Genomic DNA, 12,189 nt, shown 5'->3' with positions numbered 1-12,189 from the left:
TGGATGATTCGCTCGCTCCGCTCGCTCATGCGGCTCCCCCCTTGCTCGCCGACAAGCGACCCGCGCGGATACGTTCGGCGGCCCGCAGCCGGGCAGACGCCGCCCGGGGATTCGCCTCCACCTCCGCGGCGGACGGTTTCTCGGCCCCTCGCGTGAGAAGCCGTAGGACGGGTTCGTAGCCCGGTGGAACCTCGGGGACGCCGTACGGAACGTCCGGCTGGGACAGCGCGCCAAGCGTCCGCTTCACGAGCCGGTCCTCCAGCGAGTGGTACGACAGGACCACGACCCGCCCACCCACCGCCACGGCGTCGACAGCGCCCGGCAACGCGCGCTCGAGCGCCCGCAACTCACCGTTGACCTCGATGCGGAGTGCCTGGAACGTGCGCTTGGCCGGGTGCCCTCCGGTCTGCTGCTTCGCCATCGGGATCGCCGCCCGGAGCACCTCGACCAGGCGCTCGCTGGTCACGAACGGCGCCACCTGCCGCTCGCGGACGATCGCCTCGGAGATCCGCCGGGCGTACCTCTCCTCGCCGTACTCACGCAGGATCCGGGCCAGGTCCGACGCGGAATAGGTGTTGAGCACGTCCGCCGCGGTCGGTCCCGTGGTGGGATCCATCCGCATGTCCAGCGGCGCCTCCCGGCTGTAGGCGAACCCGCGGGCGGTCTCGTCCAACTGAAGAGAGGAGACGCCGAGGTCGAAGAGGACGCCGTCGATACGGCCGATGCCGAGCCGGGCCAGGACCGCGGTGATCTCGTCGTAGACCGCGTGCACAAGGGTGGCGCGGTCACCGAACGGCGCGAGGCGGGCACCCGCGGCGGCGATCGCCTGGGGGTCGCGATCGAGGCCGATGAGTCGGGTCTCGGGGCACTCCCGTAGGAGGGCTTCCGCGTGCCCGCCGAGCCCCAGGGTCGTGTCGACCACGACCGTGCCGGGTCGGGCGAGCGCCGGCGCGAGGAGGTCGACGACCCGCTCGATCATGACCGGCACGTGGATCGGCTGGTCGGCGGTGGGATTCATGACACGCACCACCCTCAGCCCGGGATTCCCAGCAGGGTCGAGAGCATCAGGGTGACCAGGACCGAGGCGGCCAGGGAGAAGACGATCACCAGCGCCCGCGACCGAACGGCCTGGCCGAGGGAGATCTGCTCCGGCGCCGACTCGTCAGGCACGCTGGGCACGACCTGCGTGACAGGCGCGGCGAGAGGCCGAACTGGGAGCGACACGGACACGTGCCCCCGACGGTCGTCGCCGTCCACGTGAGCTTGGTCGTTCACGTCGTGCCCCCTTGCCACACATCTGACTCCGTGCGGCCAGGTCCCCGCCCGCTCGCTGGGGAAGCCGCCGTCTGGCGCCGGGGAAGTTGCGTCAGAAGGCGCAGAGAGCGGGCTGGAGACCTCGCCGCACGACCACTGCTTCGTTGCTGGAGTTGAGTTCTCGACCTGGTCAACCAGGTGGACGACCGGGATCAAGCGCTCGTGGGTACTTCTTCTGTGGCCAGATCCCGAGCTGGCACGACCAAAGGAGGTCAGGGCCGGGATCATCGCCAGGGTCCGGGGGCTCAGAGGATTCCGGGCAGCACCTCCTCGCTCAGCTCGGCGAAGGCCTGCTCCTGCTCGCTGGAGTACCTGGCCCAGGCTTCTGCGTCCCAGATCTCCACGCGGTTCATCGCGCCGATCACCACGCAGTCGCGGGTGAGGCCGGCGTACTCGCGCAGCATCGGCGGGAGCGTGATCCGCCCCTGCTTGTCGGGCTTCTCGTCTGACGCGCCGGCGAAGAGCATCCGCAGGTAGTCGCGAGCGGCCTTGTTGGTGACCGGTGCCTGACGCATCTGCTCGGTCAGCCGACCGAACTCGGCGAGCGGCCAGACGTACAGGCAACGTTCCTGCCCCCGTGTCACCACAAGCCCCTCCGCCAGTTCGTCGCGGAACTTTGCCGGGAGGAACAGCCGCCCCTTCTCGTCGAGGCGCGGGGTGTGGGTGCCGAGGAACGTGGCCGCCACCTCCCCGTGAAACTCGCTGGGTGCCGCTCTCCACCACTGCGCGCCACTTTACCCCACTTCACTCCCCGGTCAACCATTCTTGCGCCCTGCACGCCGTCGTTCCGGCGGCTTCTTTCGGCAACGCCGCAGGTCAGAGGGGGTGGAGTGAAGTGGGGCGTGGGTGGAGCGCCGGTGGCGGGCCGGCGCGTCCCCACCCACCGCACCCCGGATCCACAGCCCGGTGTACGCGGCCGACCCGGGTACGCCGGGGAGGGAAGTGGAGGGGCTCCGCGTCGGAACCGGAACCTCGGCTGCGACGTATGCAGGGGTACCTGGAGAATTTGTTTCGGAAGGGCGACGTTTTGTCGTGGAAGACGTACGGTCTGACGCAGAGGTGCGTACGACATTCGACGCCCGGTAAAGGCATGACCCGCGGGCTCGCGGCGAGGGCTGATTTGAGATTGTTTGGCACCCCCACGGTCGACCGCCCTTGCGGGAGGACGGAACGGCCGGAGACGCGTGTAGGTCTTGAGAACCACCATCCCGTGCACCGCTCGAACCTGAGAGACTCGACCCATCACGCCGCTCGGCGCAGCGGCCCTGCTTGATGAGGGAGGCCATGGTGTCGACCGGCCCGACGATCGAGCCGACGAGGCGACCAGGTGAGCAACGATGGGCTCCCGCGGCTGACTTTCCCTATCTCACCCAGACCGCTGCACGGGTACGCGACGCGGTCGAGCGCGTGATCGAAGGCAAGTCCGACGTCGTCAAAGTCGCGCTCACCGTCCTGCTCGCCGAAGGACATCTGCTCATCGAGGATGTGCCCGGCGTCGGCAAGACCATGCTGTCCAAGGCACTCGCGCGTTCCATCGACTGCAGCGTGCGGCGCATCCAGTTCACTCCGGACCTCCTGCCGAGCGACGTCACCGGCGTTTCGGTCTACAACCAGGAGACCCACGACTTCGAGTTCCGCCCGGGCGGCATCTTCGCCAACATCGTCGTCGGTGACGAGATCAACCGCGCCTCACCTAAGACCCAGTCCGCGCTCCTTGAGTGCATGGAGGAGCGGCAGGTCACGGTCGACGGCACGACCTACCACCTCGAGCCGCCGTTCATGGTCATCGCGACCCAGAACCCCATCGAGATGGAAGGCACCTACCCGCTGCCCGAAGCGCAGCGGGACAGGTTCATGGCCCGGGTGTCCATGGGTTACCCGAGCGCCCAGGCAGAGCTGGAGATGCTCGACACCCACGGCGCGCACTCGCCACTCGACGACCTCGAGCCGGTCACCGACGCCCGCGAGATCGCCAAGCTCATCGACATCGTGCAGGGGGTTTACGTCGCACCCGCGGTCAAGGAGTACGCCATCGACATCGTGACCGCGACCCGCCACTCCCCTGACCTCCGCCTCGGCGCCTCACCGCGGGCGACCCTTCACCTCATCCGCGCGGCCCGGGCCGCCGCCGCGCTCGATGACCGGGAGTACGTCCTCCCCGACGACCTCCAGGCCCTCGCCATTCCCGTCCTCGCCCACCGGCTGCTACCGGCGGCCGAGGCCCAGATCGCACGCCGTACGGCGGAACAGGTCGTCGCCGACCTCCTCCGTACCGTGCCGGTACCCGACCCGAACCGCCGCCGGTGAGCCCGATGGGCGGCCGGTTTTCCTCTCTCACCACCCGCGGTCGGGCCTTCCTGGCCGCGGGCGGCGCCGCCGCCGTCTGCGCACTCGTACTCGGGCAGAAGGACCTCCTCAGGGTGGCCGTCTTCCTGGTCGCCCTGCCGATCGTGACTGTGCTCGTGGTCGCCCGCACGCGCTACCGCATCGCCGCGTCCCGCTCGATCCAGCCAGTGCGGGTGCCGGTGGGCCAGCAGTCCAGCGTTCGACTCCGACTCGAGAACGCCGGACGCATGCCGACCGGCCTGCTGCTCCTCGAAGACCAGGTGCCGTACGTCCTCGGGGCCAGACCTCGGTTCGTGCTCGACCGCATGTCGGCACGCTGGCGCCGCGACGTCGGCTACGCCGTGCGCTCCGACGTCCGGGGTCGGTTCCCGATCGGCCCGCTCTCGCTACGGGTCACCGACCCCTTCGGACTCGTCGAGCTGACCCGTTCGTTCAAGGCACAGGACACTCTCCTGGTCACCCCCGAGATTCATGCTCTGCCGCCCGCCCGGGTCGGCGGCGAGTGGGCGACGAACGGCGAGAACCGCCCGCGTTCGTCCACCGCCGACGGCCAGGAGGACATCACCGTCCGCGAGTACCGCGACGGCGACGACCTGCGCCGGGTGCACTGGCGGTCGAGTGCCCGGCGAGGCGAGCTGATGGTTCGTCGCGAAGAGCAACCCTGGCAGAGCAGAGCGACGCTCTTCCTCGACACCCGCCGGATCGGTCACCGTGGCAGCGGTCCCGCCTCGTCCTTCGAGTGGGCGGTGAGTGCCGCCGCCTCGATCGGCGTACATCTGCTCCGGCGCGGCTACTCCACCCGGCTGGTCACTGATGCCGGCGCGGCGGTCGCGGCCACTTCCCGCGAATCCGGTCCGTCCGCCGACGCCGAGGGGCTCCTGCTCGACGCCCTCGCCGTGGTCGGACAGTCGTCGACCGGCCAGCTCAGTCATGCCTCGATCAACCTGCCGCGCGATGGTTCGCACGGCGTCCTCATCGCGGTGCTCGGTGTCCTGACGCCCGCGGAAGCCGAGGCGATGGTGCGGTTCCGGCAGCGGGCCAGCAGTGCCCTCGCCATCGTCATCGACTCTCCCTCGTGGGCGTTGGGTAAGGAACGCGCGCCAGAGGAGGTCGCCGAGCAACTCTCCGAGAGCCTCAGCATGCTGCGCCGAGGCGGCTGGCGGGTCGCCGTCGCGCGCGCTGGCGAGGCCATACCCCAGGTATGGGCCCGACTGACCCTCGGAGAGGGTGCCTCGGTTGGCGACACCGCACGGGCGCCTCACCAGACAGCGGCCGTCGCGCCGGACGCCGCCGGAACGCCTTCGCCGCCGCCCGACCTGGTAGGAGGACGAACCCCGTGAGTGGAGCACTGCGAAGGAGCATCGCGGGCACCGTCGCCACGCTGCTCGCCTGTCTCGCACTCGTTCCCGCCTACCACGGCCAGAGGTGGCTTGGTACGACCGCGTTCGTGGTGCTCTTCGTCGCGGCGGTGGGTTTCGGCCTCCGGCAGCTCGGCACCCCACGACTGCTGGTTCCGCTCGGTCAGCTGGCCGCGCTCGGCTGGGGGTTCATCCTCGTCTTCGCTCGAGAGAACCTCCGCTTCGGCGTCCTGCCGAGCGCTGAGTCGGTCCAGTCGTTCGTCGATCGCATCAACGAGGGCCTGCTGATCGTCGTCCGGTATGCGGCCCCGGTGCCCTACGACGCCAACCTCGTGATGGTGACCGCTCTCGGCGTCGGGATCGTCGCCATCGCCGTCGACACGCTCTCGGCGACCTTCCGGCTGGCTCCGTGGGCGGGTCTCCCTCTTCTACTGCTGTACAGCATCCCGGCCACCACGGTGTCGGGTGGAGTCTCCGCGCTCGCGTTCGTTCCCGCCGCCATCGGATACGTCCTCCTGCTGGTCACCGAGGGACGCGAACGCCTGAGCCGTTGGGGCCGCGTGATCGGCATCGCCGACGAGGTCGCGGGACCGCAGGATGGTGTGCAGACTTCGCTGCTGGGTCAGACCGGTCGGCGGGTCGGCGCCGCCGTGATCGGTCTGTCGGTCGTCGTCCCCGCCGCCGTACCCGCACTCCCCGACGGCGTCTTCGGCCAGGGCGAGGGCTCCGGCTTTGGTTCGACCGGGCGGACCATCGAGGTCGACAACCCCATCGTCGACCTCAAGCGCAACCTCAGGCGCCCCCAGGACCTTCCGGTGATGAGCTATGTCACCGATACCACGACGCCTGACTACATCAAGCTCGTCACACTCGACGTCTTCGACGGTCAGCTGTGGAAGCCGTCCCAGCGCAATGTGCGCGTCATACCCGGCGGCGGAGCGCGAGACACCAGGCGACTCCCCGAACCCCCGGGGCTCAACCCCGCCGTACCCCGCACGCCGGTCCGTACGACGTTCCAGATCAACAACATCCTGCAGTCCAGGTGGCTGCCGACGCCCTACCCCAGCAGCGTCATCAGCGTGCCGGGCGACTGGAAGTACGACCCCGACACCCTCGACATCGTCGCCGGGGAGGGCAGCGAGACCGCGGGACTCGCCTACCAGGTGACCAGCCTTCAACTCGACCTCAACCCGGAGGCGCTGCGGGCCGCGGGGCCGGCACCGTCGGCGATCTTCAGCCGCTACACCCAGGTCCCACCCGACCTTCCCCAGCAGGTGATTCAGCTCGCCAAGCAGCACACCGCCGGTGCTCGCACCAACTACGACAAGGCGGTCGCGCTCCAGCGGTGGTTCCGCACCGACTTCATCTACGACCTCTCCACCCAGCAGGGCCACGGCGGCTCCGCGATGCTGGAGTTCATTGCCGACAAGCGCGGCTACTGCGAGCAGTTCGCCGCGACGATGGCGATCATGGCGAGGACGCTCGGCATTCCCGCCAGGGTCGGAATCGGCTACATGCCAGGGACGCGCCAGGCGGACAACCGTTGGGTGGTCACGGCTCACGACTCGCATGCCTGGCCTGAGCTCTACTTCGCCGGTTTCGGGTGGGTGCGGTTCGAGCCCACCCCGCAGGCACAGACGGGTAGCGCACCGTCGTGGACCGTGCCCGACTCCGGCGTCACCGTCACGGCGTCGCCTCGCGCGACCTCCAGCCAGGAGGACCCGCGACAGAACCGCGCCAGCGCCTCGCCGGCGCCCGTCCCGGGCGACAACAACCCGACGGGACCCACGCCGGACGCCTCCGGGGGCATGAGTATCAACCCGATGTACGTCCTCGCCGGCGTACTCGTCCTGCTCGTACTCTCGCTCCCCATGCTGACCCGGTTGGGCATTCGCCGCGTTCGGCTGTCACAACGGCAGCCGGGTCGGCTGGTCGAGGGGGCATGGCGCGAACTCGCCGACGTCGCAACCGACCTCGGCCTGTCCTGGGACAGCTCCGCGACCCCACGTTCAACCGGCGAGCGGTTGCTGACGAGGCTTCCGCAGGAGGCCGCGCCCGCCCTCCGTCGCCTTGTTGAGTCAGTGCAGCGGAGCCGGTACGCGCTCGATCCCGGCGAGGTGGGAGCCGTTGGTCAGGCCGTCGAAACGGTGTCGAAGGCCCTGCGCGCCCAAGCATCACGGCGGCGCCGTCTGCTCGCGCTGTTGCTCCCGGCCTCGCTGTGGCGGCGGGTGCCGGCACTGTGGCAGCCCCTGGTCGGTGTGCTCGACTTCACGGACACGTTGGGCGGACGGCTGACCCGGCGAGCACGCCGACGGCGTACAGCGGCCAGCGCACGGTGAGCTGACGACCCAAGAGTCCCGCGCTCCCTGGAGGCGCGGGACAGGCATGCAACGCTGATCCCGTGATCATGATGGTGTTCATGAAGCCGGACGGGACTCTACGTACTGTGAGTCTTCATGATGAGGATCATGATCATGCAAGCCGGCAGCGCAGGTCGCCCGTCCAATTGAAAGCACGCGGGGAAGGTTCCCCGCGTGCTGCGACTCCGCCGCGTCTATGTCAGAAGCCGGAACCCTGCTGTCAGAAGCCGGACTCGCGACGTCGGCGCCAGCGTTCCTCCATCCGTTGCATGAAGGTGCCGGACGTCTTGGACTTCGCGCGGGGACGGCGCCCCCGCGCGCGAAGGGGCACGACCTTGGGCATCTCACCCGAGGCGGGCATGTGGCGCAGACTCGTCGCGACGTAGTAAGCCGACAGGAGCATGACGAGGAACCCAAGCACGCTCACCACGATGAAGCCGGCGACATTACGCCCGGTCGTCATCATGATCGCGCCGCCGAGCATCATCACCATGCCCACAACGAACACAACAGCACCAATGACCGCCCGGCGACGTTGCCGGGTGCGGAGATCGACCCCCCGCAACGCCGAGGCCAGCTTCGGGTCCTCGGCGGCAAGGGCCCGCTCCATCTGCTCGAGCAGTCGCTGCTCGTGGTCGGAGAGAGGCACCTGACCTCCAACGGGACACTGCCGTGTTTCGATCTCTAAACACCTAGCTGCAGTCTAGGCAGGCTTGGACGTGCACGGTAGCCGACCTAGCACGTTCGACCGTACCGACGCCTGTCGTTGGCTCCACAAACCGGTGACACGCGAGGGACGTCCGAAACGTCACTTCCGTACGACACGGTACCCGAGACCCGTGAAAGTGCCGCTCAGATGCGGCGGGCAAGGAGGTGGATCTGACTGGCGAGGGCACGGAATGTCGGGTCCTCGGCGGCTTCGGCCTCCAACTCGAGCAACATGCCCGCGAGGCCGGGTTCGTCCGACAACGCACCTGGCACGAGGTCCGCGAAGACCCGCAGGCCATGCTCGGCTACCACCTGGAGCCCGGTCTGCTCGACCACGTCGCGGAGTTGCTCAACGGTGAACCTCCGCGGCATCGGATCAGCCGCGCCCCAACGTCCGGCCGGATCAGTCAGAGCTTGGCGTGCCTCCGCGATGTGTCCACCCAGCACCTTGGCGAGGACGACGGCGTTCGGGTTGGCCACCACGACGCTGAGCGCCCCGGCAGTGCGGAGCACCTCTGCCATCGACTGGAGCGCGACGGCTGGGTCGTCGACGACTTCGAGGACGCTGTGGCACAACACGAGGTCGGTCGAGGCGGGGCCGACGATGTCGGAGAGCGCGACCGCGTCTCCTTGGACAGCATGGATCCGGTCGGTCACCCGCGCCTCGGCGGCTCGGCGTTCCAACGCGGCGAGCGAGTCCGGGCTTGGATCGACCACGGTGACGTGGTGGCCCAGCTCCGCAACGGGCACGGCGAGAGTGCCCGTGCCGCCCCCGGCGTCGACGACATCGAGCACGGACCGCCCGGTCGCGGTGATCTGATCACCAAGAACGGCGCGCACCAGACGCCAGGCGAGTTCGCTCCGCACGGTCCGGCGGTGGCCGGCCGCACCCGCGGATGACTCGCCCGCGGAGGCACCCAGCGAACCTCCTGCGCTCCGACCGCGCTCGGGCACGGAAGCCTCCTCTGAGCTGGTGGCGGGTAGGCCGGACCACCCTAGTGTCGCGGGTGGAAGCTCAAGTCGAGACACCGCCTCGCGGAGGAACACGGAGGTCTTAGAGGTCGCGCGGCGCCAGCCGCAGATGCGGACGGCACTATCCGCGCGACCTCTTAGGCGGCTGCTCCCGGCTGGCGCGAGCGGGACAAGTCGCGCACCACGCCCATGGCGGGCGAGACGCCGCCGGCTTCATCCACCTGGCGCAGCAGCGTGGGTTGATGGGGCAACTCGAGGAGGCGCTCGACGACCGCGAGGAACCTCTCCGCGTCTCGGACCAGGTCGTCGGCCTCGCGAGCGGTCACCGTGTGCGCAAGACCAGCCTCGGCCGCCGCGCGCTTTCCAGCGCCCGCGGCGAAGAACGTCGCCCACTCGCCGAGTTCGGGTGCGACACGGGTCAGCAGAGCCCAGGCATTTCGCTGGCCTCGCCGCACCGCTGGCCGGGCTCGGGCGGCCAGGACGGCGGCCGCCGTGCGCAAGGCAGCGACGTGCGCCGCGACGTAGCGCTCGGCCGGTGTCTCGCTCATCATCGCGTCGGCCAGGGACGCACGGGCGCGGTCAAGGGAAAGGAAGACGCTCGGCCCGAGAGGGGCCTGGAACTGAGCCGCAGCACGTGTCGGCATGAGAGGACTCCTTCCAGTTGGCTCAGCGCTTCTCAAGGCGCGGAGGGGTGCTTACGGTGCGCTCCTCAGAGCGCGCCCCCGGAACGTGCGAGGTGGGCGTCCAAGCGGCCACCCCTCGCCGACAACCGACGTCCCGCCTCCGAAGAGCCGTCGACGTCGACTGCCGCTGCGCCCCCAACTCGACCCAACAGGTGGAGCGCTCCCCCGCAAGCCACAGCCGCTCGCGCCAGAGCCGTGGTGGAAATGCAGGGGCCTCAGACCCGACCAACATCTCCGCCCCGAACTCCATGGGCTCACTCCCGCCTGTCTGGTGGAGACGTCCCGCCTTCCACATCTGCCAGCTGTCACGACCCCGATGGCCGGACCGGGCGGAGCACTTTCCCCTGCCCTGCGTGCTCCGCCCGGATCCAGCGGCAGTCCGGCGCGAGCAGGGGTCGAACTGCTTCGCCGGACTGATCCGCCCAATGAGTGAGGGACCCGACTCCCCCACCCGGCGAGCTCGAACATATGTTCGAGCGTCACCAACGTAGCCCACCGCCAGGTGCGCGTCAACCCGCCCGGCACGCAAGCGACGGAATGCGGCTCGGACGCCGCGGATGACAGCCCGGCATCGAACGAACCGCCAGGTCAGGCCAGTTATCCGCAGCGCCGCGTGATCAACCATGTCCGCACTGTCTCAGGGACCACCGACAGCGGCCCGGCTGACACCATGCGGCCACCCTCGACTGCGGGTCGCGAGACGCAGCGACGCAGCCAGCCAGATGCTCTGCGCCACGGCACATATCCGGAGAGTGGTGCGTCCTTTTCACCGCTTCGTTCGAAGATGCGGTGCATTGAAACCGTCTCGCATGCCAATTTCCGTGACTACGGTGCGACACAACGTGTCGATCATGAGGCATGATCGATGCTGTGAGCCGCGCCGGCAGATCGACCGTCCGGTACCGAGACCTCTTTCGGAACCGGGAGTTCAGCGCGCTCTTCGTCGCCGACGTCCTGTCCCGGATCGGAAGCCAGCTCGGCAAGTTCGCCCTCGCGGCCCTGGTCTATGAACGCACGAACTCGCCCGCCCTGACCGCTGCGACGTTCGCTGTCACCTACCTACCCGGCGTCCTCGGCGGGCCGGTCCTTTCGACCCTCGCCGACAGGTTCCCGCGCCGGCAGTTGCTGATCTCCTGTGATCTGCTCCGCGCCGCCCTGACCGCAGTCATCGCGCTGGGCACTCCGCGGGTGGAGGTGGCGCTGGCCGTACTCCTGCTGGTGGAGTTCGTCCGCGTACCATTCGGCGCCGCACGGATGGCGATCCTCTCAGACATCCTCGATGGCGACCGGTTCGTCGCCGGGAACGCTCTGGTTGGCACCAGCCAGCAGGTGGTGCAGGTGGTGGGCTTCGCGGCCGGCGGCTTCATCGTCGTTCTCGTCGGGGCACAGCCGGCGTTGCTGGCCGACATGGCGACCTACGTCCTCTCCGCCGTCCTGCTCGGGATGTTCGTCGTACGCCGGCCCGCCCCCGCCAAGGCGCGCGGGCAGAAGGCCAACCTGCTCCGCGACACCTGGGAAGGCATCCGGGTGGTCCGCGACACGGGGCGGATGCCGACGTTGTTCTGGCTGCTGTTCCTTGGACCAACGGTCCTCGCCACCGCCGAGGGGCTGGCAATTCCCTACGCCGAGCAACTCGGTCTGGGCACGCAGGCGGCCGGGGCGTTCCTCGCGGCACCGGCTCTTGGGAGCGCTGTCGGCCTGGTCATCGTCGGCCGCATGACCCAGCGGCGACGCGAAATCGTCCTCGTCCCCTTCTCCCTCGCCGTCGGGCTCTGCGTGGCCGCGGCCGGACTCACCCCGTTCGTTGTCGTGATCACCGGCGGGTTGTTCCTCGCCGGCGTCGCCATGGGGCACATCGCGCACCTTCAGGCGACGATCGTCGGGATCGTCGACCAGGACGTGCGTGGGCGGGTCATCGGCCTGGGCAACACGGTCCTGCAGATCGGGCAGGGCTTGTCCATCCTTCTGGCCGGAGTCGTCGCTCAGGCGACATCGATCAGAAGCGTGCTGGTGTGTTCGGGGTTCGCCGCTGCCTTCGTGGTGCTCCTCGTGTCGGTGGTCGGGTCGCCGCACGGCGGCAGGCATCGGGCCGACCCGCGCGCACAGCGCCGGCAACGCCGGGAGCTTCAGAAGGCGCGTGACCTCGCGCTGGCCCGCGCCCGGCGGCACCGCGACCCGATCGCGGTCCCGCCGCCAGAGTCCCTCGAGTCCCTTGTGCAGTCACCGACGTACGACGCGCCGTACACCAGCACGGTCAACGGATCGGCCGGGCATGTGCCGTCACAGACATTGGGGCGCCGGCCGGGGACTCAGGTCTCGACGGTGCTCCCGGAGTACCACGTCAGGACCTGACCGCACGGGCGGGCTCAAGGCAGATCGTCGCCGCTTTGGGTGAGCCCCACCCCCGTAGGGGCCCACCCGAGCCAACGTCCCCACGTCAGCGCGCGG

General features: G+C 69.3%; 10 protein-coding genes. 4 read left to right on the top strand and 6 right to left on the bottom strand.

Translation table 11 applies throughout. From position 1 onward, the window contains the following. Positions 1-25: 25 nt before the first annotated feature. The 3 genes from rsmH to mraZ all read right to left on the bottom strand — a co-directional run bounded on the left by rsmH (position 26) and on the right by mraZ (position 2,000). The gene (gene rsmH, locus B141_RS0101630) at positions 26-1,018 is read right to left on the bottom strand and encodes a 16S rRNA (cytosine(1402)-N(4))-methyltransferase RsmH (protein ID WP_020573423.1); all 993 of its coding nucleotides are present in this window, start codon (positions 1,016-1,018) and stop codon (positions 26-28) included. 14 nt (positions 1,019-1,032) lie between these two features. Continuing rightward, a complete protein-coding gene (locus tag B141_RS0101625) occupies positions 1,033-1,275 on the bottom strand; it encodes a hypothetical protein (protein ID WP_157180729.1) in 243 nt (80 codons plus the stop codon). Between the two features lie 284 nt (positions 1,276-1,559). Further along, entirely contained in the window at positions 1,560-2,000 is a 441-nt protein-coding gene (gene mraZ / locus B141_RS0101620; RefSeq protein WP_020573421.1) for a division/cell wall cluster transcriptional repressor MraZ, read from the bottom strand. Positions 2,001-2,598: 598 nt separating this feature from the next. On the opposite strand from mraZ, the gene B141_RS0101615 reads away from it, so the two are divergent. Genes B141_RS0101615 through B141_RS38420 form a run of 3 tightly spaced genes read left to right on the top strand, consistent with a single transcriptional unit; the run spans position 2,599 to position 7,357 of the window. Further along, complete coding sequence (locus tag B141_RS0101615; RefSeq protein ID WP_020573420.1) at positions 2,599-3,621, top strand: AAA family ATPase; 1,023 nt, start codon at positions 2,599-2,601, stop codon at positions 3,619-3,621. A gap of 5 nt (positions 3,622-3,626) precedes the next feature. Beyond that, positions 3,627-5,000 carry a DUF58 domain-containing protein gene (locus tag B141_RS0101610; RefSeq protein WP_020573419.1) on the top strand — a complete coding sequence of 458 codons (1,374 nt, stop codon included), beginning with the start codon at positions 3,627-3,629 and terminating at the stop codon, positions 4,998-5,000. Next, entirely contained in the window at positions 4,997-7,357 is a 2,361-nt protein-coding gene (locus B141_RS38420; RefSeq protein WP_020573418.1) for a transglutaminase TgpA family protein, read from the top strand. The genes B141_RS0101610 and B141_RS38420 overlap by 4 nt, the downstream gene beginning before the upstream one ends. 241 nt (positions 7,358-7,598) lie before the next feature. On the opposite strand, the gene B141_RS0101600 is transcribed toward B141_RS38420, so the two are convergent. The 3 genes from B141_RS0101600 to B141_RS38415 form a co-directional block, all read right to left on the bottom strand. After that, complete coding sequence (locus B141_RS0101600; RefSeq protein ID WP_020573417.1) at positions 7,599-8,027, bottom strand: DUF3040 domain-containing protein; 429 nt, start codon at positions 8,025-8,027, stop codon at positions 7,599-7,601. 203 nt (positions 8,028-8,230) lie between these two features. Further along, entirely contained in the window at positions 8,231-9,040 is an 810-nt protein-coding gene (locus B141_RS0101595; protein ID WP_020573416.1) for a class I SAM-dependent methyltransferase, read from the bottom strand. 155 nt (positions 9,041-9,195) lie between these two features. Next, positions 9,196-9,702, bottom strand: a complete 507-nt coding sequence (locus B141_RS38415; protein WP_020573415.1) for an SAV_6107 family HEPN domain-containing protein — start codon at positions 9,700-9,702, stop codon at positions 9,196-9,198. A gap of 897 nt (positions 9,703-10,599) precedes the next feature. Between B141_RS38415 and B141_RS38410 the strand changes: the two genes are divergently transcribed. Then, a complete protein-coding gene (locus tag B141_RS38410; RefSeq protein WP_020573414.1) occupies positions 10,600-12,093 on the top strand; it encodes an MFS transporter in 1,494 nt (497 codons plus the stop codon). The last annotated feature ends 96 nt before the right edge of the window (positions 12,094-12,189 follow it).

The organism is Actinopolymorpha alba DSM 45243 (assembly GCF_000373925.1).
In the GTDB taxonomy this organism is placed as follows: Bacteria; Actinomycetota; Actinomycetes; order Propionibacteriales; family Actinopolymorphaceae; genus Actinopolymorpha; species Actinopolymorpha alba.
This window is presented reverse-complemented; position numbering and strand designations above follow the sequence as displayed.

Excerpts from the sequence above, each read along its gene's own strand:
- B141_RS0101615 (WP_020573420.1), top strand. The coding sequence starts at position 2,599 with ATGGTGTCGACCGGCCCGACGATCGAGCCGACGAGGCGACCAGGTGAG.
- B141_RS0101610 (WP_020573419.1), top strand. The coding sequence starts at position 3,627 with ATGGGCGGCCGGTTTTCCTCTCTCACCACCCGCGGTCGGGCCTTCCTG.
- B141_RS38410 (WP_020573414.1), top strand. The coding sequence starts at position 10,600 with ATGATCGATGCTGTGAGCCGCGCCGGCAGATCGACCGTCCGGTACCGA.
- B141_RS38415 (WP_020573415.1), bottom strand. The coding sequence starts at position 9,702 with ATGCCGACACGTGCTGCGGCTCAGTTCCAGGCCCCTCTCGGGCCGAGC.
- rsmH (WP_020573423.1), bottom strand. The coding sequence starts at position 1,018 with ATGAATCCCACCGCCGACCAGCCGATCCACGTGCCGGTCATGATCGAG.